A 22978-nucleotide genomic window follows, 5' to 3' on the forward strand; every position below is an offset into this window, starting at 1 on the left:
GGCGGTGATGATGTCGCGGCGGTTCATGCGTCCACCTCCTGCGACAGGAACTCGCCGAGCTGAGGCTCCAGCGGGCGCACCGGGCACGGGACCATCATCGGCTCTCCGTCCTCACCACGCCGGAAAGCGTGTGACAAGCGGGGGTCGCTGAACATGTCGCTCAGGCGAATTTCCTGGAAAAGCGCGGGCGTGAGACTATATTTGGCCAGAGCCATGATCTGATCCTCCTAGTTGATCAGGTTGGGGTTAGGCCTCCGGTCGCGTTGCGAGCGCTTCCGGGGGCCGCTTTATTTCAGTGGCGCAGCTCGTCGCGTCCCATTTGCTCGGCCGCGACAGCCAGACCCTTCGGTGTGATCCTACCCTCGTGGGTCTTCACCATGCGCCCATCGGGGTAGCGCAGCACAACCGGAACATTAACCATGTATCCAGCCCGAACCGCTTCCCGAGAAGCTGTCACAAGCGGAGAGCCATCAAGACGGTCACCCGCCTCGGTCACCTCAACAATCTCGGGCTTCCTCACGACATCATACCGTCGCGAGGAAGAACTTTTGCCAGCCTCGCCATACCCTTAGGCGTGATGACCATAGTCGCATCAACCTTCGGCTCGCCTGTCCGTGGGTCATCGAAATGACGAAGTTTGAGATCCAGAAGGCCAGCCATCCGCTTGTCAGCATAGGGTTGAAGCGGGCCCTTGCCATTCTGCCGGAAAGCCCAGCGGTTCAGCTCCATCCACTTCGACATCTTGTGCTCCTGATAGGAGAGCACCTTACTTGCCGGCCGCAGAGTCAGGTTGCCCTCAGCCGTATCAAGACGGTCGAATGCATCAACCTTCGGTGTCATCGCTGAAACTTTGGCCTCTGCGATCTGCGTCCGCTCGGCATAGTTCGAAAGCAAACCGCGAAGCTGCGCCGGGTCGTTGGGGTCAAAGGTGATGGGCTGTGCAATGGCTTCCTGGGCCTTCTTCTCCATGCGGATGAAGTATTGCCGCGCCTCTTTGCCCTTTTCGTTCCGCTCAACCATGGACAGCTCTTTCGCCATGTCGAGCGAGATATAGTATTCCTTCGCGGGGCGACCACCAGATGAGTTTTCCCCAGTTTCGGGGGAAACCTCGCAGTAGTCCATGTTGAGCACAAAGCCATACTGCTTGATGCGATCCTTGATCCAAGTCGAGAAATCCTTCCCAACTTCAAGATAGGCATGCAGATCACGGGCATTCACCGTCTGGATCTTAGACCCGCCGATATCCCCTACCGAAACCACGGGGAATTGGTTATCATCTTTGTCGGTCACGCTGTTCTCCATAGTTAAGCGTGATGTGGTTTGGCCGCGTTGACGCGCGACCGGCTCATTCGGCAGCGGCGGGGCTGGCTCCAACCTCACCCACCGCTGCCGGTTCGTCGGACTTCCAGCCGGACCCACGTTTCAAGCAGTGAATGATCTCACCACTGAACGATCTGTCATTCTCCGCCGCACTCGCCTTCAGCAGCACCCGCAAGGTTGCGGGGACAGCGATGGTAAGCCGGACCATTTCCTCTTGGGCTTGCATGTCGCTCCTTTCACTATTTTGGTGAACGATACTATTCACCAATTTGGTGATCAAGACTTTTCTTGCCGGTTTCACTATTTTGGTGCCTATGCTGCGCCATGGCCAAGCAAGACGACTACACCCGCTACACGATTCGACTGCCCACGCCGCTCTATGAGCGGGTGAAGGAGGCGGCGGGCGAGGCGTCCGTTAATTCTTTGATCGTTCAGGTGCTCGAAGAGAAATTTCCAGAACCTGACGACAATGCGATAGTGATCGAGATGGATCGCACGGCTAGAGCGCTCGCATACAACAGCGCTCAGATACGCCACTTGACGCAGGTCATCCGGAATGAGCGCAGAGAAGGAAGAATCTCCCAAGCTCACGAAGACGAGCTAGATGCCCTGATGGTGGAATCGAGAACCCTGAGTGATGTCCTTGGGAACCTATCTAGACTCATACATGGTGAACCCACCCCACCCGACGCCCCCGAGGAGTGACATGCGCCTGGCCCTCTGCCTGACTGCCCTGCTGGCCTCGCCCGCATCCGCTGATTACGGCGGCTTTCTAAAGGGCAACGACCTGATCAAATTCTGCGACCCAAACGCAAGGCAAACTGCGTTCGGCTACGCTGCGGGGGCGCTCGAAGCCACGCAGGCGGCTTCTGGGATGGGCACCTCTATCACCTACTGCCTCCCCAAAGACGTGACCCTCTCACAAACCGCAGACGTGATGTGCAAGTATCTGGCGGAAAATCCCGCTAACCGGCACCTCCCTGCCGGTATGCTGACCCTGATGGCGTTCACCGAAGCTTGGCCCTGCCCCGCTCCCTGACGCCCCTCCTTTTCAGCGTCTCCATTCAGCAATCACACTCGCGCCAATCTGCGCAATACCCATTTTATCTCAGCAGTTTAGCGTCCACGAGCGTCCGACCAAACAGCACACACTATCTTCTCTACGGCTTTGAATTCGCTCGATCACCAAATGATCGAAAATCAATTGCCCCGACAAAAATCGGGAAAATTTCCCGCGTATGCAACGATTTCAGGGGCGGTATTTTGTCGCCGCAACTCCCTGACACGCGCTGGTTGACTCCTCGATCCCCGCCCGCCGACCATGGCGGGATTGGAATCAGGGAGGAATTTATGTCCATCGACGCCACACTTAAGGTTTTGACCGATAGAGTTCAGCAGCATGCCAATACGATGCTGACTGAAGAAGCCGTCAAAACTGCGGTTGTCCTACCGTTCCTCCAGTCACTGGGATATGACGTTTTCAACCCTGGCGAGGTGATCCCCGAGTTCACCGCTGACGCCGTCGGGAAGAAGGGCGAGAAGGTAGATTATGCGATCAAGCTGGATGATCAGATCCGCATCCTGATCGAGTGTAAGCCGATCAGCACCAACCTCGACAAAGTGCATTTGGCTCAGCTCTACCGGTATTTCTCCGTCACAAGTGCGAAGTTCGCCATTCTGACCAATGGACGCTTCTTCCACTTTCACAGCGATCTTGAAGAGCCGAACAAGCTCGACACCCGCCCTTTCTTCACCTTCGACATATCGGAACCAAACAGCCAGGTTCTGGCTGAACTAAAGAAGTTCGAGAAGGCCGGCTTCGATGTGGATGGCATCCTCGCGAACGCTGAGCGCCTTAAGTACACCTCCGCCCTCAAGGCGGAGATCAACAAGCAGATCGACAGCCCCAGCGAGGATTTCATCCGCCTTCTGGCTTCGAGCGTGCATGAAGGCCGCTTTACCGCCGCTGTCATCGACCAGTACCGCGGACTGGTAAAATCCGCCTTCCGTGAAGTGATCCGGGAATCTGTTCAGGATCGACTGTCGTCAGCCCTCGCAAAAACAGAAGCCCCAACGGAGCCGCTTGAAGAGTCCGCAGCCCAACCCGAAGGCGAGATCGTGACCACGCCGGAAGAGGCGGAAGCCTTCCTGATCGTCAAAGCCATCGTATCGGCGGTCATGAAACCCGCTCGCGTGGTTATGCGAGATCAGAAATCGTACTGCGGGATCCTAGCCGACGACAACAACCGGCGTCCCTTAGCGCGTCTGCATTTCAACCGTTCAATAAAGTATCTTGGGGTTTTCGACGGTGAAGCCGAAGAGCGCATTGCAATCGACGATTTGGACGACATTTACAAGTATGCGGAACGCTTGCGCCAAACCGCCATCAAATACCCTGCCCCCTGAGAGGATTTCTTATGCGCCCTACTTTAACTCTTGCCGCGATGGCGCTTCTCGCGGGGTGCGTAAGCACCGAGACGGCGGTCCATTCATTTAACGGCGCGACCGCCGAGATCGAGATGTATGGAGACACCTTTGCCTACGGCACGGAAGAGCAAAAGCAAGCTCAGATCGACGCCGCCGCAGTGAAAGCTCAAGCGACGTGCGGCAGCAAGGTTCAGTATCTTGATCGTCGGATGGATCATCAGCCCCAAAACGGAATGTACCATGTGGCAGCCAAGAACATCGCCATCTTCAAGTGCGTTAAGTGATTGACCTCAAACGGGAACCCAGGTGATTCCTCGGTTCCCGGCCTCTTTCTGGATGGCATCAAACCACTTCTGTACGGCTTCACCCGTGTAAAACTGTGCCGGGTCGAACGCATCAGCGCTAACACGCAGGGGTGCCTCAGGAGCAGAGGATGCCGCCGAGCCACCCGAACTTGATCCACTGCCGGCCCCACCACCACCGCCTCCCCCAACAGAGGTACGGCGCATCGCGGCAACTTGCGCAAGGCCCGCGCCAAGCGCGCTGTATGCCAAGGCCTGACGCAGGAATGGCCGCCCTATGAGAGCTGGATCGGCTAGGATTTCAGTATAGGCACGATACGAGTTAATCAGCCCCTGAGCGATGCTGAACGCCTTCATGACAGCGAAAAGCTTATCACCGCCGGCCTGAGCTATTGCTGCCATGTTTCCGAAGAACCCGGAGTAAAAGCCGAGTTGCTGATTTTGCTCTTGCTGACGCAGCTCCGAAATGCGCGCCTGATGCTCTGCCTCCAACCGCTCAATCGCCCCATGTTTCCCACCAAGGAAATCAAGCTCCTGATCGGTATAGCTGTTGATCAGCGCCTGGCGGGTGCCGTACCACTCTTCAATCAGCTCCCGCTCGGTCGCAAATTCCGTGATCAGCGCCTCAAGGCCTGATTGGCGGTCTGAACTCCCTCCACCGCCACCACCGCCAATCTTGGAGTTGTCGCCCAGATCCACCGTGTTTTCGCGCCAATTCGGCTTGACCCCACCGAGCCCCGGAATAACCGGGTTGCCAGCGGCATCCACCGCGGTAGCGGTCAGAGCACCTTTTGCCCGTACCGCGTCCCAAAGCTCAGTGGCGAGGGAAGCCGCATTTGCGATGGCCGTGGAGAGCCAGCTGTCGCCGGGCTGCGTGTCTCGGATCTTCTCCAGCCAGTCATAGGCGGCCTGCAAGGGCGGCGAGAGCTTCCCGATCTCGACCTTCCAGCCCTGCGTTTTCGCCTCAAGCCGCATCATCTCGTCATAGGCCGCCCGCAGGCTGGCCTTCTGCTCGTTTGACACGTCCAGGGCTGCGATCTTGGCGTGCTGAATCGCCCGCTCCTGCTGGAGCTGGAGTTCCAGATAGCGGGCACTGTCGCGGCCATACTGCTGCTCGGCCTGCGCCAGGGCGGCCCGGTCGCGATAGCTGCGCTCCAGCTCCATCGCCGTTGCTGCAGCCTTTTCCTGCTCAGCGGTGAGCGCGGCTGCTGCCTGAACCGTGCTTTGCATCGAGACGCTGTACACGCCGGCCGTCGCGGCCAGCAAAGCCATAGTGGATTGCGCGGTCCCAAGTTTGGAATTTGCCTGATCCAGCGCAGCCTGCAGTGCAGGATCCATTACCATGCCGAAGGTTCCGGGCATTGACCCGCCCGGGGTGCCGGCTTGGGCCTCTATCGCGGCAATCTCTTCCCTCATGCTGCTGACCGCGCCCCGGGCGGCCTCCATGGCATTACGCCACGCCTCGGCTGTCTGAGCGCGCTGGAAGGTCTCCATTGCCCCATTGAGCGCGTCCTGCGCCACCGCAGCATCGGCAGCGGCCTTGCTGTAATTGCTGGCCCCCTGAATGTTGTTGTACCAAGCAAAGCCAAGCGCCGCCAATCCGGCGGCCACTAGACCGGCAGGCCCGCCGACCAGCGCCATTGCAGCCCCGAGGGCACGTGCCGCCCCGGCCTGTACAGCCATAGCTGCTGTGGACGCGGCTGAGGCGTAATTGAACGCGACCAGCGCAGCGAAGGCCGCTGGGATCCGGGTTGCCGACAGGATCAGCAGCGTCTGGCCGAGCAGTGTCAACGCGCCTGTCGCGCTCGCCGCCCAGGCCGCGAAGTCGGTCTGCGAAAGAGCGGTCAGCCATTTCGATAGATCGTCAAGCTGTGTCGCGAACCAAAGCGAAGCACCTGTCGCCTGATCAAAATTCCCGACCAGCGCCAGAAGCGAGTTTCCAACCTTGGTGAAGCCATCTGCGACAGTCGCATCCATGCCCACCGCAACGTCTCGCACATCCTCAAGCGGCTTTATGATCGCATCAGCAATGACTTGACCGGTGATCTTGCCCTGCGATGCGAAGTCGCGAAGCCCAGATACGGTCGTCCCGAGTTCGTCTGCAAGCGCCTGAGCCACCCGTCCACCGTTGGCAAGAACCGTCTCCAGCCCGTCGGCTTGGAGCCTCCCTGTAGCCATGGCCTTCGAGAGCGCCCCCTGAACAGAAGCCGCCCGCTCGCCCTTGGTCGCGGTGATCACCAGCATGTGGTTGAGAGATTCCGTGAAATCGGCGGCCTGCCCTGCGTTCTTGCCCAGATCCCGCAGCACGGCAACGTTGCGGGCATACATCTGCACCGTCTGATCGAGAGGCGAGTAGCTGGCCTGAGCGATTTCCAACATGCGGTTCATCATGCCGCTGGCCGCGTCCATATCACCAATGGCGGCGCCAAGTGTGCTGCGCATGTCCGACCAGCTATCGGCCAGCCGCACATAGGCGCCGACCGAGAATGCCGCCGTGGCCATGGCGACAAGCGTTCCGGCCACCTTTCCTGCCCTCTCCGCAAGACGATGCAGCGCGCCCTCGGTGGTCCGGCTGTCGTCGCCCAGCTTCTTCGTGTCGGTCGCGGCCTTGCGGGCCTTGTCGCCCATTTCACCCGCAGCGGCCCCGGCCTTTTTCTCCGCCGGTGCCAGCTTTTCAGCTGCCTGCTCTGCCTCGCCGGCGGCCTTGGACAGCTTTTTCAGATCCTCGGTCGCGACAACCAGACTGGAGGAATCGGCGCGAAGGCCGAGGGCCGCAATCTCTGTCATGGTTTTGCAGCCCCCATTTTCGCCCGGAACATGTCGCGGGCCGGATTGTCGCTTTCCGGGATATCCGGCTCATTGCGCTGAGATTTCAGGAACACCTCGTCCAGCGCGCGCATGCAGGCCCTGAACATCTGGCGGTCTTCATCCGGCCAACCCGTGGTGTGCCGATGTATCGAAGCTGCGGGCAGTTGCCCGATCCAGCCATCCCCGCGCTGGCGGTCAGATGAAAGCTCGTAGAAATCGGCCAGCCAGTCCTCGGCCCCGGGGATGATATCCGGGGGCCAGAGGTGATCCGGAATTGGCTTGCCGCGCCCTTCCAGCCTCTTGCGCCGGGCCTCAGCTGATCCGGCATCCTCCAGCGCCCATTTGAGCGCTGCGGTCAGTTTCCCGCGATATCCTCGGTGCGGTCGGCATCGCCATTGGCCACGACCTTCGACGCCCAGGCCACCGCATCGGCGAATTCCTGAAAATCGGGGTTGGTAAGCCATTCCTTTGCCAGATCGGCGTCGAACTTCACCGGCTTGCCGCCATCGGTCAGGCCTTCCCAATCGAGCAGCACGATCTCATGCAAAACCTCGGACGTGACCCGCAGCACTTCCGAGAAGATCGGCATGCCATCACGGGCGCGCATGTCCTTCGGCACGGCGCGCAGCTTGCGGGCCCGCAGCGCTGCAACCTTGGGGCTGTTCTCACCCCGCACGCGCAGGCGCAGGTCGCCCATCTCGGGAATGTCACCGACCCATTGACCCTCGGTCGAGGCGGCAACGTCTTTTTTCAGGCTCTGGATATCCATGATTGTCTCCGGGATCTGGGATCAAGGGTGCGGGCCGGCCAGTGATCCCGCCTGGCCGGCCCGCTTATCCGCCGCTCAGGGAGCGCGCGGCGAATGTCAGATCGTGATTGCCTGGCAGATCGGCTGGACCGGCAGGTTCAGGAGGCGCGTGGCCGAGGCATCGCCGCCGGTCTTGGTGCCGAACATCGCGAAGCCAAAGAACAGGTCGGTCTCGCCCGGCTCGCTGGCATATGCGGTGTGAACCCCGGTGCCGGCCACAGTGGTGGCAATGGCCGCACCGCCGATGGTGGCAGACACGCCGAATGCATTGGAGGTAAGGCCCGCCGAGGCAACGAAATAGGTAGTGCCGGCGACCAGCGGTGCGGGAAGCGTGCCGGTGGTCTCGAAACGCACCGGCGTGCCGGCGGCGAGGCCATGGGCGTTCCAGCCGACCACACCGGGCGAGGCGTTGCTGATGGTGACGACGCTTTCCTCGCCGCAATCTGCGCCCCATTCGATCTTGAAGGCAAAAGGCTTGCAGGACTTCTGCGCCGCGCGGAACGCGGCCTGACCTGGATCATCTGCCATCGGAATGAAGGTGTTCGACATGATCGGGAAAGAGATGATCCCCTTGCTGTACAGCGTGATGTTCTGATTGATCAGGGTCTGGGTGATCGTCTCCTGCTCTGCGCCCAGATCGCCGGTCTGTTGCCAGCCGCCGAGTTCGAGCCAGCTCGACTGCCCAGCGAAGTCCGCAGCGGTGACGGTAGACAGATAGGGCACGCGGCTGCCGATAAAGGCCCGCGAACCAGCAACCTTTTGCAAGCCTGCCATTGCATTTCTCCATGCGAAAAAGCCCGCGCATGGCGGGCGGTTAACCGGCGGGGCCGGATGATTGTCAGGCGTAAGACCGCCACGGAATGTTGATCGGGATCCGCCACCAGCTGCCGTCCCGGTATCCTTCGGCCACATGGGCCACGCTGGTCACCCGGACGCGGATGGACTGAAATGGCACGCACAAGTCCTGCGGGAAGTGCGCCCCGATCTGGCCAGCGATCTCCTGAACAACCTCGACCCGCTTCCCGATGGGATGCGCCAGAACGATTGTCAGCGTGCCGGTGCGCTCACTTGCGCCCTGCCCGATCAGGATCCGGCGGGGAGGCGCGATGATGTTGTTGATGGACAGGAATGGCTCCTGTCCCGGTTTATAGGTGTCTGCAGGCCACGCGATGGGCATGGGAAAAACAGGAAGAGACTCGATGCGCTTTCTCAGCGCGGCCCAGATCATGGTCTCGACAGACGGCATCCCGGCCCCCATGTTGGCGCGATGGCCCAAAGAAAACTCAGCGACAACGAAGTGCAGGACCTCCTGCACAACATGATCGGCATGCTGCGCTCCGCCCAGGGCAAGCGATGGAGGGCTCAGACGCCTCATGGCGAAACTGCCCTGAGAACCGCGGCAAAGCTGCTGACGATTTCAGTCGCAGTCCTACACATCGACACGGCAAAGCAGATGGCGAAGGATCAGGAGGACGGGTTCATCCCGCCCGGCCCATTACCTGACCTTTGATTTCCTCTGCGGCGAGGGCCACGATGGTTGGCCAGACGCTGGCCGCATATTCCACGAAGCCTGCGCCGGTCTGGTTGTAAAGCCGCCCGGCCTCATCCATGCCGACGAAGCCGTAATTCATCCGGCGGGCGTAATTGGCCTGAAACCCGAGGCTGATTGCATCCCCGAGGATTGCCTGCGCCACGACCGCGCCCACATCAGACCCAGCATATTTTTGATCTGGACCGCCTTGGCCGGGCATTTCGCCAATCCGCGCCACGAGACTGCGGACCAGGTTGCCGGTTTTGTAAGGCGTCCTGCCGCCATTTGACCGGGAAAGGCCCAGCTCATCCGCGAGAAGCTCGACCGCTCTCTTGAACACTGCCAGGAGCCGCGCCTCGCTGTCCCGCGTCCACTGGTCCACCATCGCCGCGAAGCTCTGCGCCATCGTCACCCCCGATCATGTGCCTGACGGCCTTCCCCGTGATCTTCGCCACTCTTGCCACGTCACGCGCGATCATGGCTTCAAGCCAGTCGGCCCGCATCTGCCGGCAAGGCCCCTCGCACATCAGGACAGGTTCCATGTGTGATCGAGGCGGAAGGTTGTGTCGCAGGTGCAGCCTGCGGTTTCGGACAATGGCGCCGCCGGGTCATGCGCGAACTGGATGCTCGCCCCATTCGCCAGCTGAAACGGCGTGTCCATTCCTCGCACCTGCTGATTGTTCGCCTGCACATGCCACCAGCGCGGCTCTTTCACGCCACCACCGTGACGCCACGACTTTATCACGGCACTGGCCGGAGCCCCGAGTTTGTCGAGCGCCTGTTGCCACTCTTCCCGCCGCGCCGACATGACGGCCGAGGCCGTTTCCTTCTGCGCGATCAGCTTGGCGCGGTCGCTCAGCAGCTTGTTTTTGTACTGGCGCAGGCTGATTTCCCGATCCGGCGCAGGAACTGCTTCCCCCGCGCGCCACGCCCGCAGGATCCGCGCTTCGGTCGCGGCATTAACCTTGTAGCGCACGACCGGAACGCCATCACGCATCACGACCAGATCTTTGACCCCTTCGGCGGTCTCCATGCCCCGGGATACGGCCAAAAACCGATCTGCGCGCGGTCCATCCAGTTCGATCACGCCGCCAGCGCGTTTGCCTCCGACTACTCGCCCCGCCAGATCAAGCGCAATGCTGTGCGGGTGCCGCCCGGCCTGATAGCCGGTCAGGATCGACTGGCGCGCCACATCCTTAGCAGTGTCAGCCAGGCCGGTAATCATCTCCCCGACATTCTGGCTGATCCATGCCTCAGCGCGGGGATTGGTCATATCGAAGCGAAACGAGAGCCGCGATCCGGCAGGCGCGTTGATCGTCGTGGCCGCCAGAGCCCCACCCTGAGCATAGGCAGAGGTTGCGGCCGCGCGGTAGGCCTCGAAAGCTGCTGGCTCAATGTTCAGCGCCGCAATGGCCCGATCAACGTCTTGCCGTTCGAGAGCTCCCCTCAGACCGACCCAGTCGATGCTGGCCCGGATATCTTCCCAGGCCGTGATCACCGCCCGCTGCATCTCCGGCGACAGCCGCGCGATCAGGTCGCGGAACAGCTGCGACTGGCGATCACGGCGCGCCATCAGCAATCCGCCCAGATCGTGAGATAGACGGGCTGCCCGCCTGCGGGGAACGGCTCAACCTTGACGATGATGGCCGTCTCGCCGCCAGCAATGATCAGGTCGCCCTCCTGCGGGATCAGCACCTTCGGCACCGCGATCATGAACTCGAAATCCGTGGTGACGACCGTTTCGCCGGACCGGTATTTTCCCGACCCCTCGCCAAACTGCGGAACCGTCTCGGAGGCTGTGCTATCTGGAACGTCGATCCAGAGCTGTTCCGGGTCGGGCGTGCCAGGGATCGTGCGCGTGATGGTCAGAGTGTTCCCGACTGAACCCAGGCCCGCGCGAACATCTGCGGCGATGGCGGTGAAATCCTCAGCCATCCGAATTGAACTCCACCAGTCGCGCCTTGATCATTTCCAAGGCGCCGATCAGTCCGTAGCCAGCGACTTTGCCGCCATGGTTGGCGGTCGCCAGCCCATCGCAGTGCTTTGCAGCAATTGCGACCGCAATCACTTCGCCAGCCCTCGCCTTTTCCAGAAGATCCTCAAGGACTGAGATGCAATTCTGGTCGGGGTCCGGCTGGCCGGTCGGACCGCCGAAAAGCGATGCAACCTCCGCCATCAGCGCAACCTCTTCAGAAGCTTTTCAATGAGGTCTGCCACCAGCCAGACAAGACCTGCGACAGCAACCACCCCGACCCAGAAGGCAACAGGCCCCCAGAGTGGCGACAGCACCAGCCACCACGACCAGCCGATTTGCCCGGTCAGCTTCAGGCCGATGAACAAAATTGCCAGCATCCCGAGGAAACCGATGCCGCCGCGCCTCGATTGGGTTTTCTTGCTCACATCACCACCGCAGCAGAGGCACGCAAGCCCCCGTCCTCTCGATGAAATCCGCCAGCAGGCCCTCGATCACATCAGGCAGCTTGCCCGCGACGGTCTGCGCTCGCTTGTTCGTGACCTCCCAGCCGAGCTTGCCCGCCGTGGTCAGCACCTTGCCCGGATCCACCGCCGACAGCGAGCCGGGGCTGACAGCCTCGACCAGCGCGGCCTCTGCGATGGCGTGCTTCACCGCGTCCGGGGCGGCGGCGTTGCTCCATTCGGTCAGCCAGATGCCGTTATAGAGCGCCGCCAAGGCCCGCTGACCGCGCATGATCGCCTGGGCCTGTGCCGTGGGTTCCACCGGCCAGCCCGGGCGCCCGTCAAGCGCCAGATAGGCCGTAACCTCGGCGGGCGTGGTTGCGGGTACGGTGAAGGACAGCATGTCAGTCGCCGATAAACACGATGGCGGCCAGCGCCTCGCGCAGCTTCTCCGGCCCCAGCCGTTTGTCGCCGTCCCAGCCGTGGGCTTCGAGCAGTTCCAGCAGTTCGGGCTTGTCCATCGCCGCGACACCATCGGGAGTCAGGTCAAGTGCATCGCCTTGCGGCTCTGGTAGTTCGGCAAAATACCCATCCGGCGCAAAGCGGGCATCTACCACCTTGAGTCCCTGCGCGTTCAGTTCCCGTTTCCGCTCCGGGCTGACCGGATGTGGCTCGTATGCGATACCATTGAAAGCCATGTGATCCTCCTGATCTTGGTGAGAGGGGCAGTTTCCGGCCCCTCCTGCGAAAATCAGGCAGCAGCGCCGATGGCGAGCGTGCCAGCGGTGTGTTTGATGCTGGTCGCGATTTTGTCCCAGTTCGTGCCGGTCGCCAGTTCAGCATCGGTCGGGGACTTGCCGCCGTTGGCCTCGTCCCAGGTGTAGCCCTTGAGGCCAAGCCCGAACGAATAGTCCATCTGGAGCGTGGTCTCGATCCGCTCTTTGCCGTTCGCGGTGTCGATGTTGGTGATGATGTCGCGGCTGTCGGTCACAGTGGCGGCACCGGCAACGAGCGACAGGACGCGGCGCTTGGCCGGGACTGCGGGCTCCGTGGTCGCGGCCGAGAACAGCGCCGGCGCATCGGTCACAACGGTGGCCTTGCCGAGCATATCGACCACTCGCACCGTGCCTGCCTGGAACAGGGTGCCGGTGTTGGCAATGTTCTGCGCGATGAACCCGTGATAGGTCGCGCCGTCCATCACCTGCGCGATCAGGAGCGCCGAGTGGTCGCCGAACAGCGCGTGGCTGTTGTTGACCGCTGTATAGGTCACGGGTCCGGTACCGGAGATATCGACGGTGGTTGCAGCGGCCTGATTGCTGATCGCAGCCACCAACGCCGCAATGGCGGTGTTGAGTTGATCCTGCATCAGCGCCTCGGCGAAGTTGCGCGATGCAACCTCGATGCCCTCGGTGGTCGGCTTGTTGAGCCAGGTCATTTGCGAGGGCTCAAACCGCACCGGACCAAAACCGCCAGCCACCTTGACCGACGAATGCTTGAGCTGCGTCAGATCGGTGGCGCTGGCCGCATTGTTGGTGGCGTAGCGGTCCACGCGGCGGCGGGCCGAGTGAATGGCGGCATAGAACGACTCCTGAAGGAAATCGCCGTCAAAGCCCTCGGTGGTCAGGCGGATAGCGCCGGCCGAAGCTGCGTTGAACTTGTCCACCAGCTGCGCCAGCGTCTCGATGGTCGCGGGCATGAAATACTGGTTGAATACCTGCATTTGCGAAAGAGACATGGTTAACTCCTGTGCTGTCTCGATAGGTGCCGCGAGGCGGCGTCATTGTTGGGCTTGTCGCGCCTCGCGCGGAGCTGCACCCATCAGGGCAGCGGATTATCGGCCAAGCTCGGGGAACTTCGCGGCGATGGCCTTCTGGCGGTCCTCTTTCGAGCCACCGAAATCACCGGCGGGCTGGCCACGCTGGCCGGGGCGATCTGAACCCGGCGCGCCGGGGCCAGAGGCCTTCGCGAGATAGGCTTTGCCTGCCTTTCCAGCGAAATCCTTGACGAAATCCAGCGGGGCGACTTCCCCGAGGTCGGTATCGGCGAATGCCACGCGGCGGCCATCATCCTCGCGGCGCACCTTAATTTTCGGACCGAGGTGATCGACCAGGAGCGCCTTGTGGGTGGGGTCGAAGCCAGCCTCGTCCAGCGCGACATTCAGTGCATCGCGGCGGGTTTGGCCATCGATATAGCCGTCACGCTCACCAATCTGGCCTGTCAGCGCATCCATATCGGTCTTGTGTTTGGCCTTCATCGCCTCGACCGCGCGGGCGTGCTGGTCCTTGAGGGCTTGCAGCGCCTCGTCTGGCTTGGCCCCAGATTTCAGCCGATCCCATTCGCCTGCATCGAAGTCTTCGGGCAGGCCTGAAAGCTTGCCCTCCAGCTCCTCGACCCTTGCCAGCCGCTCCTGCGCCTTGCGGGCGTTTTCTTTGTTCGCCCGGATCACGCCGGAAACTTTCGGGTGCGCGTCGATATCCTCGACATCCAACACGAAACGCCCGTCCGAGCCTTCGGAATACAGGTCTTTCAGCGCCTCGGGGATATCATCCGCCGTTGCGTATTGCGATTTCAAAGCCACGTCATGGCCTCCTATGTGATGATAGCGCCCTCAGCGCCGGGTTGCGGCGGGATCGTCCCCGCCAGATCGTCGCCGCCCTCGGCGTTCAGCCGGGCTTCGATTTCGTCGGGATCGGCGTCCTCTTTGAGCCAGCCGCCATCCTTCAGCTTGTCCACTGCCGTGCGCCAATCGTAGACCCCGGCAATCCAGCCATCCCAAACCGCACGGGCCTCCTCGGTGGTCAGGCGGCGGTCGAAGAAATCCAGATTCGGCGTGACAATCACGGCTTCCGGGTCTGCCCCGATCCAGACCGCAATATTGCGCAGGGCTTTCTCAAGCCCCGCCGCCGTGGTCTGAGCGATGGTGGTCAGGGTCGCCGTCTGGCTGGCAGCGCGCAGTTTGAGCGCCTCGCCGCTCTCGGCCGCGCTGCCCTGTTGAATGATCTGCGCCCCGAATTGCGCGGCCCGATCCAGCGCGTCGTCAAAGGCGTCTTTTGCAGGCTGGACGCCGGCTGCTGAGAATTCCAGCGCCCCGGCAGTTGCCCCCTCGGGCAGAACCCAAAGAGCAGATGCCCCGAGGCCCTGCGGCAAAAGCCCATCTTGGGCGGCCTTCTGCGCATCGGCGAACCCGTTAACCCATGGTGTGCCTTCGCATGTCAGATGGATTGCCGCCATCCGATCAGCATCGACCCGATAAGCCCGCACGGCCAGCTTGGCGAGGCCATAGAGCGGCACATCGTCAGGCGCAGGCGTCAGGTCCAGGGAGCCGATGAAGACGAACGGCAAGCTGTCCAGAGCGGTCTTGCGCGGCGTCAGCGCACGCGGTTCCTCCTCCGTGGACCAGCCGCTTGCGCCCTTGGTCCAGACCCGGGCGATGAATGCCCCGCCATCAAGCAGGCACTCGCGATACCGGTCAACCTCTGACCATTGTCCGGTCGCACGGTCCCGCACAGGCCCGCTTTCGTCCAGCACGAGGAAATCCAGCGCGCCCGCTGTGCTATCCCAGTTGATGATAGACTCGGCCACATAGCCAGACAGGTGCGGCACACTGTCATGCAGACCCGGCAGGAGCCCGTAGCGCCCGGTGGCCATGACCTCCATCGCAATCCGGCGATGCAGCGCGTCCAGTGTCAGGCCGTCAAGCGTCGCGCGCTCGCGCAAATGCTCCATCTGTGGCGGCAGATCGATTGTTGCGGGCTTGGACAGCATCACGCCGACAGCACCGCGAATGGTCGGGGCGACGATCTCGGGAAACTCCGCGCGGGTCTTGTATGCGTTATATGCAGCAGCTCGCTTGGCCGGATCCTTGATGGCCGCCTGCCCCGATTTCATGGGCAGATACCGCTCGCCCGCCTGTTTGATATCGTCCTCGCCCGCATTGGCATCGCGGACCTGTCGCCAGCTTTCGGCGAAGGCGTTGTACTGAGGGTGGCGGATCGTGATATCTTTCATGTCCGCCCTCAGTAGAAGCCAGTCTCGATTACGGCGGCACGGCGCCGCTTTTCTCTCGGCGCATTCGCCATGATGAAGGCATCGGCGAGGTTCGGCGATGCGATCTTGCGCTTGCCGAGGTCTTTCTTGCTTTCGACCTTCACTCGCCCGGCGTTGTCGAAATCGCGGCGCGGCGTGGATAGTTCGTCAATCAGCCTGTCCACATGCGGGCAATCTGGGCTGACCGAGATCAGATCCTCGACCGGATAGGCCATACCCTTGGTCACCGCGTTGAAGGTGTTGCGGAACCTGCGGGCGACATCCCACCAGGTTTGGGCCTTGAGATTGGCGTAATAGTCCTTGTTCACCGGCGATTTAGGATCGTCGGCATCTACCCGCGCCTCGGGGTTGATCACGCCATCACTGGCATTGAAGCGGTGGTATTCGAGCCGGGCCCCGAACTCCTCGTTCAGCGCCGCGAAATGTGCGCCGGCAAAGGCGCCCACCCCGATGCTGTCGTAATCGATCACGGCCCCAGCCTCGCGCGCGGCCTTGTGGACCCGACCCGCCGATTTCAGCAGCTCGTCCTCGCCGCCCTTCCATTCGTCCAGGCTGGAGGCCTCGATGCCCTCCATGAGGCACAGCGCGTTCTGGTCATCACCGCTATCGGCCACGTCGAAGCCGATCCGGCGGCCCGGTCCCTTGTCTATCCCGAGCTTCGCACAGGCCCCGAGTGCGGCCATGATCCACGACCGCTTGATGACCACCGCGTCGTCATCTTCGCGGGGCTGGCCGAGATAGATGTGCCTGAACTCTTCCTCATCCTCGGCCTGCTTGGCCGCGATGATTCTGAGCATGGTGTCCGAGAGGAACGGGTTCTCCGGGTAGTTGATCTGCCGCTTGATCGTGTCGGGCGGCGTATTGACGACGAAGCGCTTCCAGACGAAATCCGTCACCAGCCGGGGGTTGAACAGGATCCAGACCTGCGACCCTTCTTTCCGGATCGTCGGCTCCAGGATCTCCCATTGCTCGGCGGTGAGGTTGTGAGCCTCCTCCAGCCAGAGGATATCGATCCCCTCCAGCGATTTGATTTCGTCAATATGGCGCCAGAGGCCGTAAAACAGGAACTCGCTGCCGGTGCGATTGTGCCGGATCGAGGTGTCGGTGATCGTGAACTCGGCTTGCAGGCCGAAACGGTCGATCTGGATTTTCAGCAGCGTATAGACCGATTCCGCGATCTTGTTCTGAAATTGACGGGCGCACAGCACCCTGATTTTGACCTTCGTGGCCAGAAAGACCGAGAAGCCAGCGGCATCCCATGATTTCGATGAGGCCCTCCCGCCGTAGAGGATCCGGTTGCGCGCCGGTGTCAGCCAGAAATCACGAAGCGCCGGATTCAGGCTTGGGCGCGAGGTCAGCGTAGAAGTCTGCAAGGCCCCTGACCTCCATAGGCCCGCCGTTCGCGCCGGTCACCTCTCGACGGTTGGTGTAGCTTCCGCCGACCTCCTTGGCCGCCTGTTCCAGCAGCGAGGAAGCCAGCACCATATTGCCCTGCACCTCGGCCTTATCCGCCATGCGCTGGAGGGCCCGCAGCCGCACGGCGCGGTGGCTGATGCCGATAGAGGCGGTGTCCTCAAGGAAGGTCTTGCGGGTTTCCTCGAACAGCAGCCGCCACTTCGCCGCCAGATCCTTACCGGCGCGCTTGTTGGGATCATATCCCTCGACCGATTGCCGGGTGATCGTCGCGCCGAATTCATCTTTGACGGCCTTCACCACGCCAGACGGGCTATCGAAGCACGCGAGCGCCTGCACAATGAAGGTTTTGACTTTGTCGGAGAGTTTGGCCTGTGCCATGTTCGTCAGGCCTCAGTCAGGGATCGCCGAAATATGAAAAAGAGAAGAGTCACACTCATAGCCGAAAAACCATTCACAATGGAGGGGTTTGATTTTCCTGCCGGCACATACAAAGCAGTGGTTCTCGATATTGATTTCGTGATCCCTGGCCGCCCGATGAAGTTGGGACCACGTTACCTAATCAGGGCGAGAAGTCGGGGAGTTGACGCACAGTTCAATGCAACAGAGGCCGTCGAATCCGGCAGTTTGACGGAAATCTAGATCCGCAGGCAAATCCCGCAGCACTGTGCGATATCGGCCAACGCGATCTCTGGCCCGGCGTTGGTGGGATCATGCCGCTCGGACGTGCTTCCATGTCCGATGCGCTGCAACATCGTAGATCGTTGCCTTTGAGACATTGAAGCGATCTGCCAGGTCCTCGAAGTTCTGCCGGTCGCTGCGTGCCAGAGACCGGATCTCGATCACTGCGGCATTCGTCAGTTTGGAATAGCCGTTTGCCTCGCCCGTCGCATTGCAGCGCCCAGAACGATATCCGTGGAGGATGTTCTCCGAGACCGTCACCCATTCCAGATTGTCCAGGCGCGCGTTCGCCCGGTTCGAGTCTTTATGGTTGACCTGCATCCCTGGCTCGGGTGGCTCTCCGAGGAACGCCAGCGCAACAAGACGGTGAATGGCCAGCATCTGCCGGCGACCGATCCGTGTGAGCGTGATGACGAGATACCCGGTAGATTTCATCAGGATGGCGGACCGCATCCTGCCGGTGTCGTTCCTGCGGATATGGCTAAAGCTGCTGACGCTGTACTCGGGCCAATCAGGAACAAGCCGCCATTCTTCGGCGACAGAAGGCTGTTGTGCCATCCGCATTCCCTCCGGCCTGTCGTTTGTTGGGCTCTAAGCGATCTTGGATTGGCAGGACCCGCAGGCCACGCCGATCATATCCACTGACAGGATTGGCTCCTGCTGGAGCGCTTCCATCAACTCTTGGACCCCGGGCTCAATTGCACCGTAGCGGCGAGCGATACCGACAAAGCCCTCAAAGTCGTGGGCCTTCATCGTGAACACCGGGCGGCCTGTGGTCTGGTTAAACCTTGGGGCGCCGAACTCGTCGTTTGCTTGCCCGCAATGTGAAAGCTCATGCTCGATCAGCGCGCAGGCCTCAGCATCCGAGGCTTGCAGCCACCAGTTGGCGTCGATGGTGATGATGAAATCCGGCACAGAGCCGAACCATTGCTCGATCTGCATCACTGCCTTGGCCCGGCCCCACTTGCCCATGGCCCCCTGCGGTGTACCCGGCTCTGCGGTGCCGATCACCAGCCTGCCCTTCTTCGCGTTCTCGACGTTGGTCCAGAGGAAGCCGATGCTGGCGTTCTGGAGGTGGGCGTGATCCTCGTTCTGGAGTGGCGCGCCTTCATCGATGAAGGATGCGCGTGCCCAAGCTTCCAACTCTGGTGCCGGGGCGAACCACGCTTCCAGACCCTCAACCTGATCGAGCGGAGGCATGGGGCGATCAGCCATCCCGGCCTCCTGTGATTATCCCGCCTCTCCCCGATTGCCCGCACTCGCGGCCCTAGGGCCCGGCCTGCACGGGGTGACGGTGTTATCCGCATCGGGGATGTGTCGGCTGGCGTGGTGGCCGAGGGAGGTGCGGGCCGATGAAAGGGTTCAGGAAGCCGGGGTAGTGACGGCCCTTGCTGTAATAGGTGCGTGTGGCAGAACTTCGCTCGAATTCTTGCTTCATTACCCGCCATGGTTGCACGAATCGCCTGGTCACACTTCGATCACCGCACAACAAAAGGAGGAGGTTGTAATGGGTCAGAAATGGACGACTGCGCACAAGCTCGCCTGCCGCGATGAGAATGGCGATTTAACTCGCGTTTTCCATCAGGTGTTGAAGGACGGGGCGAACGAAGTTGTTGAGGAAAGGTTCGTTCTCGGGAACTGCGAGCCCGTAGCAAGGGTGCAGGGGGTATACCACCGACAGAATGGGAACGTCATTTCCCCACCGCCGGTTTCACTTCCTTAAAACCAAAACGCCCGGCAGGATTTCTCCTCCGGGCGCTATTCGTCTACTGGCAGAATATCAAGGGGGGCAGATTTTCGCAACCCCTATCTAGCGTTCCACGGCTGAAGAATCGGCATATCCAGGGTCAGGTCGATCCCCGCGAGAATGCCGAGACCGTCCAGCTCCGATCTGATCCACAGGAGCGCGCCATACCATCCGAGATACCGGCGATGCGCCGCGGCGATCTGAGATCTGGTCGGCGTGACCACTACCGGGCAATACAGCACCGGCTCCTCGAATACCCTGCCCTTGCGCCCGATGCGTTTCTGGATCGGCCAACCCTCGCTCCCGAGGTGCTGAGCCTCCTCGGTCTCTGCCCTCTCTCCATGCTGGTTCGTCCGCATCCCGCAAGGCTGAATCATAGGCCGTGCATCCCGCATCCAGTCGGGCGCGATTCCGGCCCGGGCGTGCTGTGCCACAAATACTGCCATCTGCCGCCCACCATGGCTGACCGGCAGGCTGGCCACAGTCGAGGCGATAATCTGCGCATCCCAAGCTGGATCCGACCGGCCGCCACCGTCGATCTCGCAACCGATCGCGCCGCGCTGCATCATCAGCCAGATACCATCGACACCCATGCGCTGGCTACCGGAGGTCTCGCCCATCTCGTCAAAGTCGAGGCCGGCGCGCTCGGTGCCGAAGGCCCACTCCAGCGCGCGCTGGATTGACATGCTCCGGAAACCGACCCTGCTCAGATCGGCGCTTGGCGGTTTTGCCGCTGGCTTCGGTTGAAGCACGATCTCCGAGCTGATGGCAGGCGGTGCGGGCGCATCACGCCTTGCGCGGGGCCGCACAACCCGACCAGCGGCAATCGCGTCATCGCGCAACCTGATCTCCTCTGGTGTCATCCTGCTCATACCGCTCCCTCCTGCTCACAACTGGTTGAGGTGGGAACCAAGTCGCCCACCACACGTTGTTTCATCAGACCGTCACAACGTCCTGTGACCTGTCTGTTGAACTGCCTGTATGACTGCCGGGGCGCCAAGCTGCGTCCCGGTTTTTTTTGGATCTCTTCCATGGGAACCATTCCACCCGCCGCCAGTTTGAACATCAGGCGGCCGCAATCTCCCTCGGCCTGTCGTCTTCCCTGACCGACCGGGGCGCTCAGGGAATGGGGCGCCCCGTTTCTTGGGGCTCTCGCCACAATCGTGACGCAATCATGGGCTGAATTAACCTTGCCGGGCGCGGGTTGAGCCGGGCTGCCACCTGTGATCCTCGCGTCCGAAACAACTCTGTCCCTTTCGTGCCGGACACTCCGCCCTCGATGGATCAAGCTCACTCTCGCGCCCGCACCCTTCAGACGCAGGCAGAAATACCTACGCAACAGTGCCGTCTTTCCAGAGCGCCAACTCGCCTCTAAATTGCAGTTATTGTTGGTGTTTACGATTTCCCTGTTGCGCGTGTTATTCAGTGACGAGAGAGCCGCCCTTGCGCATGTCGCGATGGCGGCTTTTTTGTTTTGGTCCATCACTCCCCCTTGTCCTGACGGGTGGCGACGGTCTGCGGCTTTGCCCGCAATTCGCCGAACCGCGTTGCGCCGATCCGGGCCAGATAATCTGGATCCAGCGCCGACCAGTCGAAGTCATCACGGAACTTGCCGCAGGCGAACTCTGCCTGCGTATAGGGCAGCACCGGCGGCGGTGTGTAAGTGGACCATGTGATGCCGCATGAGCGCAGCACATCCGTGCCAGAGACTATCCCTGCCGCTGCACATGTCCCGGTCAGGCTATTGGCGCTAGCCCAATGGTCGCAGCCCGCGCAGCACTGGCCGCGTGACCAGTACAGCCGGTCACACGTCTCCTGATACTGGCGATCCCAGGCCTCGCGGTCGCGTTGTTTGAGCGCTGCAACCGAGGCGGCGCGGCGGCGCTCGACCTCATCCGGCGAAAAACTATCCCATGCCCCCATCACTCGCCCTCCCAATCGCCGCACTCCGCCAGCAGTGCCTTCGCCTCGCGGTCCCGACATGACCCGCAAACCCGGTAGATCCGGCCGCTTCTTCCCTCTTCGAAGTCACGGTGATCGCGCAGGTCTGTCACTTCGGAATGGCACCAATCGCAGACACCAGTGCGATCAGCCTCAATTGAGGCCAGCATCTGATCCCGGCACTCAGCACAGAGATCGTGCAGTTCAGACCCGAAGGAATCCGTCTCGCCTTGGACGCGGGCCACGGCTGGGCGATCAGGGTGATCGTCGCAAACCGCGCCGAGCGGAAGCACATGGCGCGATCCGGCCACTGTGGCGATTGGTCCAGTCACTTCCCCCATCACTCGCCCCCCCTGTGAGGGGTGGCGCGGACACAGGACGCAATAGCAACTGCCGCCATTGCTGGAATATACCAGTCGTCGTGACCGGCACGGATGCAGTTCAGCATGTCAAGCCAGCCAGAGAACGCGAGCGTGATCGTGAAATACGGATACCGCGCGAGGAAAGCTGCCATATTACTCCCCCCCTTCCTGAGAGATAGCGGAGGGAGGGGTGGCGATTGCATCGCGAACCTGCCGGATGAAATCGTTGGTCTGTCGTGCCTGCTTCCAAGTGTCGACCTGCATCCAGATCAAAACGCACAGCGCAGCGGCAACCGCCCATGACACCATTTTGTCGAAAACCTGATACAAATTCATCTCGTCTCCTCCCCTTGGGGGAGAGAGGCGGGCAAAGGCCACCAGCCCTCAAAGAAGCTGTCCGACCCGAGGCCATGCCCAAACGGCCCATGCAGCGACCAGCCGCTGTCAAAACCGTCCTCGGCCACACCGGGATGTGAGATCACCACGAAACGCCCGGCATAGGCTGCGGCGTTCGACATGCCATAATGCGGGTCCGTTGCTGCAAGATCGGCGCGGATGCGGGCGAGGATCGGCGTCCGGGCCCGGCCTTTCGGCGCGTCCGACATTGGGCGCATCCCCTGCCACCCGTCACCCGGCTGGAGGGCGGAGAGGATGCGGCGCAAAAGCGCTTCCGTTTTATCGATCAAAGCAGACGCATCGCAAAGCGACTGGCGCATCAGTTCATTGGCGGCGAGATTGATATCTTGCTGCGCATCCAGAAGGCCCTCGATCAATTCCTCGATCTCGACACTCTTCACCTTCCCGGCGCTGACCTGGGCGGCAGAACTAAGCGGATCGGCATAGTTCTGGTTAGCGCTCACCGGGGCGCGGCGACCCAAGGCGATGATTGCCTCTTCGATCTCTTTCTGGTCGCGGTCCTCTGACCACCCCTCACGCAGCACGGCGAGAACATCTCTCAGATCCACGGCGCTCATGCTGCACCCCGCAATTCTTTGGCAATGGCCTCGGCAAGCGTTTTTGCGATGTCGCGCGGGAGTTTAATTGCCTGGGCTGGTGCGCCAGTGCGAACAAACCCCAGCCCAATGCTGCCATCCGTCAGTGTTTCGACGGTGATGGCGCCAGTCGGGGTGCCTGATTTCGATGAAGTTTTGATGGTCGCGCTCATCCCTTCACCTC

Annotated in this window: 32 protein-coding genes; 4 read left to right on the top strand and 28 right to left on the bottom strand. The window is 61.5% G+C overall.

From position 1 onward, the window contains the following. Window positions 1–23 precede the first annotated feature (23 nt). The 4 genes from AC4FS3_RS26860 to AC4FS3_RS26875 all read right to left on the bottom strand — a co-directional run bounded on the left by AC4FS3_RS26860 (window position 24) and on the right by AC4FS3_RS26875 (window position 1600). A complete protein-coding gene (locus AC4FS3_RS26860) occupies window positions 24–215 on the bottom strand; it encodes a hypothetical protein (RefSeq protein ID WP_491023069.1) in 192 nt (63 codons plus the stop codon). 77 nt (window positions 216–292) lie between these two features. Next, window positions 293–421: a hypothetical protein gene (locus tag AC4FS3_RS26865; protein WP_491023070.1), complete on the bottom strand. Its 129-nt coding sequence runs from the start codon at window positions 419–421 to the stop codon at window positions 293–295. A 95-nt stretch (window positions 422–516) separates the two neighbouring features. Further along, the gene (locus AC4FS3_RS26870; protein WP_491023071.1) at window positions 517–1290 is read right to left on the bottom strand and encodes an antA/AntB antirepressor family protein; all 774 of its coding nucleotides are present in this window, start codon (window positions 1288–1290) and stop codon (window positions 517–519) included. A 55-nt stretch (window positions 1291–1345) separates the two neighbouring features. Beyond that, window positions 1346–1600 (bottom strand): hypothetical protein, encoded by a 255-nt coding sequence (locus tag AC4FS3_RS26875; protein WP_491023072.1) that lies wholly within the window; start codon window positions 1598–1600, stop codon window positions 1346–1348. Window positions 1601–1644: 44 nt separating this feature from the next. Here AC4FS3_RS26875 and AC4FS3_RS26880 point away from each other — a divergent pair, with 44 nt between their 5' ends. The 4 genes from AC4FS3_RS26880 to AC4FS3_RS26895 all read left to right on the top strand — a co-directional run bounded on the left by AC4FS3_RS26880 (window position 1645) and on the right by AC4FS3_RS26895 (window position 4031). Then, window positions 1645–2025, top strand: coding sequence for a hypothetical protein (locus AC4FS3_RS26880; RefSeq protein WP_491023073.1), 381 nt, complete (start codon window positions 1645–1647; stop codon window positions 2023–2025). Between the two features lies 1 nt (window position 2026). Continuing rightward, entirely contained in the window at window positions 2027–2359 is a 333-nt protein-coding gene (locus AC4FS3_RS26885) for a Rap1a/Tai family immunity protein (RefSeq protein WP_491023074.1), read from the top strand. A gap of 311 nt (window positions 2360–2670) precedes the next feature. Beyond that, window positions 2671–3726 carry a type I restriction enzyme HsdR N-terminal domain-containing protein gene (locus AC4FS3_RS26890; protein WP_283177617.1) on the top strand — a complete coding sequence of 352 codons (1056 nt, stop codon included), beginning with the start codon at window positions 2671–2673 and terminating at the stop codon, window positions 3724–3726. Window positions 3727–3737: 11 nt separating this feature from the next. Beyond that, a complete protein-coding gene (locus AC4FS3_RS26895) occupies window positions 3738–4031 on the top strand; it encodes a hypothetical protein (RefSeq protein WP_283177616.1) in 294 nt (97 codons plus the stop codon). Window positions 4032–4037: 6 nt separating this feature from the next. Here the strand turns inward: AC4FS3_RS26895 and AC4FS3_RS26900 are convergent, their stop codons facing one another. The 24 genes from AC4FS3_RS26900 to AC4FS3_RS27015 all read right to left on the bottom strand — a co-directional run. Then, window positions 4038–6836 carry a tape measure protein gene (locus tag AC4FS3_RS26900; RefSeq protein WP_491023075.1) on the bottom strand — a complete coding sequence of 933 codons (2799 nt, stop codon included), beginning with the start codon at window positions 6834–6836 and terminating at the stop codon, window positions 4038–4040. Then, a complete protein-coding gene (locus tag AC4FS3_RS26905; protein ID WP_491023076.1) occupies window positions 6833–6964 on the bottom strand; it encodes a hypothetical protein in 132 nt (43 codons plus the stop codon). The genes AC4FS3_RS26900 and AC4FS3_RS26905 overlap by 4 nt, the downstream gene beginning before the upstream one ends. 248 nt (window positions 6965–7212) lie before the next feature. Continuing rightward, window positions 7213–7626: a phage-derived protein YdaY family protein gene (locus AC4FS3_RS26910; RefSeq protein WP_491023077.1), complete on the bottom strand. Its 414-nt coding sequence runs from the start codon at window positions 7624–7626 to the stop codon at window positions 7213–7215. Window positions 7627–7722: 96 nt separating this feature from the next. Next, window positions 7723–8439 carry a hypothetical protein gene (locus AC4FS3_RS26915; RefSeq protein WP_491023078.1) on the bottom strand — a complete coding sequence of 239 codons (717 nt, stop codon included), beginning with the start codon at window positions 8437–8439 and terminating at the stop codon, window positions 7723–7725. A 64-nt stretch (window positions 8440–8503) separates the two neighbouring features. Then, window positions 8504–9040, bottom strand: a complete 537-nt coding sequence (locus AC4FS3_RS26920) for a phage tail terminator-like protein (protein ID WP_491023079.1) — start codon at window positions 9038–9040, stop codon at window positions 8504–8506. 103 nt (window positions 9041–9143) lie between these two features. Beyond that, window positions 9144–9602, bottom strand: coding sequence for a hypothetical protein (locus AC4FS3_RS26925; RefSeq protein ID WP_491023080.1), 459 nt, complete (start codon window positions 9600–9602; stop codon window positions 9144–9146). A 120-nt stretch (window positions 9603–9722) separates the two neighbouring features. Beyond that, window positions 9723–10769 carry a hypothetical protein gene (locus AC4FS3_RS26930; protein WP_491023081.1) on the bottom strand — a complete coding sequence of 349 codons (1047 nt, stop codon included), beginning with the start codon at window positions 10767–10769 and terminating at the stop codon, window positions 9723–9725. After that, window positions 10769–11131 (bottom strand): hypothetical protein, encoded by a 363-nt coding sequence (locus AC4FS3_RS26935; RefSeq protein WP_491023082.1) that lies wholly within the window; start codon window positions 11129–11131, stop codon window positions 10769–10771. Before AC4FS3_RS26935 ends, AC4FS3_RS26930 begins: the two co-directional genes overlap by 1 nt. Then, window positions 11124–11372 (bottom strand): hypothetical protein, encoded by a 249-nt coding sequence (locus tag AC4FS3_RS26940; protein ID WP_491023083.1) that lies wholly within the window; start codon window positions 11370–11372, stop codon window positions 11124–11126. Before AC4FS3_RS26940 ends, AC4FS3_RS26935 begins: the two co-directional genes overlap by 8 nt. After that, window positions 11372–11596 carry a hypothetical protein gene (locus tag AC4FS3_RS26945; protein ID WP_491023084.1) on the bottom strand — a complete coding sequence of 75 codons (225 nt, stop codon included), beginning with the start codon at window positions 11594–11596 and terminating at the stop codon, window positions 11372–11374. Before AC4FS3_RS26945 ends, AC4FS3_RS26940 begins: the two co-directional genes overlap by 1 nt. Window position 11597: 1 nt before the next feature. Next, window positions 11598–12014, bottom strand: a complete 417-nt coding sequence (locus AC4FS3_RS26950; RefSeq protein WP_491023085.1) for a hypothetical protein — start codon at window positions 12012–12014, stop codon at window positions 11598–11600. A 1-nt stretch (window position 12015) separates the two neighbouring features. Further along, window positions 12016–12309: a hypothetical protein gene (locus AC4FS3_RS26955; protein ID WP_491023086.1), complete on the bottom strand. Its 294-nt coding sequence runs from the start codon at window positions 12307–12309 to the stop codon at window positions 12016–12018. Window positions 12310–12362: 53 nt separating this feature from the next. Then, window positions 12363–13346, bottom strand: coding sequence for a major capsid protein (locus AC4FS3_RS26960; protein ID WP_491023087.1), 984 nt, complete (start codon window positions 13344–13346; stop codon window positions 12363–12365). A 96-nt stretch (window positions 13347–13442) separates the two neighbouring features. After that, the gene (locus AC4FS3_RS26965) at window positions 13443–14189 is read right to left on the bottom strand and encodes a hypothetical protein (protein ID WP_491023088.1); all 747 of its coding nucleotides are present in this window, start codon (window positions 14187–14189) and stop codon (window positions 13443–13445) included. Window positions 14190–14200: 11 nt separating this feature from the next. Then, window positions 14201–15619, bottom strand: coding sequence for a DUF4055 domain-containing protein (locus AC4FS3_RS26970; RefSeq protein WP_491023089.1), 1419 nt, complete (start codon window positions 15617–15619; stop codon window positions 14201–14203). Between the two features lie 8 nt (window positions 15620–15627). Next, entirely contained in the window at window positions 15628–17031 is a 1404-nt protein-coding gene (locus AC4FS3_RS26975) for a PBSX family phage terminase large subunit (RefSeq protein ID WP_491023090.1), read from the bottom strand. Continuing rightward, window positions 16979–17452 carry a DUF2280 domain-containing protein gene (locus AC4FS3_RS26980; RefSeq protein WP_491023091.1) on the bottom strand — a complete coding sequence of 158 codons (474 nt, stop codon included), beginning with the start codon at window positions 17450–17452 and terminating at the stop codon, window positions 16979–16981. The genes AC4FS3_RS26975 and AC4FS3_RS26980 overlap by 53 nt, the downstream gene beginning before the upstream one ends. Window positions 17453–17782: 330 nt before the next feature. After that, window positions 17783–18310, bottom strand: coding sequence for an NUMOD4 motif-containing HNH endonuclease (locus AC4FS3_RS26985; protein ID WP_491023092.1), 528 nt, complete (start codon window positions 18308–18310; stop codon window positions 17783–17785). A gap of 33 nt (window positions 18311–18343) precedes the next feature. Continuing rightward, on the bottom strand, window positions 18344–18967 hold the full coding sequence (locus AC4FS3_RS26990; protein ID WP_491023093.1) for a putative metallopeptidase: 624 nt from the start codon (window positions 18965–18967) through the stop codon (window positions 18344–18346). Between the two features lie 591 nt (window positions 18968–19558). Continuing rightward, window positions 19559–20371, bottom strand: a complete 813-nt coding sequence (locus tag AC4FS3_RS26995) for a hypothetical protein (protein WP_491023094.1) — start codon at window positions 20369–20371, stop codon at window positions 19559–19561. Between the two features lie 610 nt (window positions 20372–20981). Further along, window positions 20982–21422, bottom strand: coding sequence for a hypothetical protein (locus AC4FS3_RS27000; RefSeq protein WP_491023095.1), 441 nt, complete (start codon window positions 21420–21422; stop codon window positions 20982–20984). Window positions 21423–21955: 533 nt separating this feature from the next. Then, the gene (locus tag AC4FS3_RS27005) at window positions 21956–22138 is read right to left on the bottom strand and encodes a hypothetical protein (protein WP_491023096.1); all 183 of its coding nucleotides are present in this window, start codon (window positions 22136–22138) and stop codon (window positions 21956–21958) included. Then, window positions 22135–22776: a hypothetical protein gene (locus AC4FS3_RS27010; RefSeq protein WP_491023097.1), complete on the bottom strand. Its 642-nt coding sequence runs from the start codon at window positions 22774–22776 to the stop codon at window positions 22135–22137. The genes AC4FS3_RS27005 and AC4FS3_RS27010 overlap by 4 nt, the downstream gene beginning before the upstream one ends. After that, window positions 22773–22978 (bottom strand): hypothetical protein (locus AC4FS3_RS27015; protein WP_491023098.1); only part of this gene is annotated, 206 nt, incomplete at its 5' end. The genes AC4FS3_RS27010 and AC4FS3_RS27015, both read right to left, overlap by 4 nt.

The organism is Pseudogemmobacter sp. TB195 (assembly GCF_058313095.1).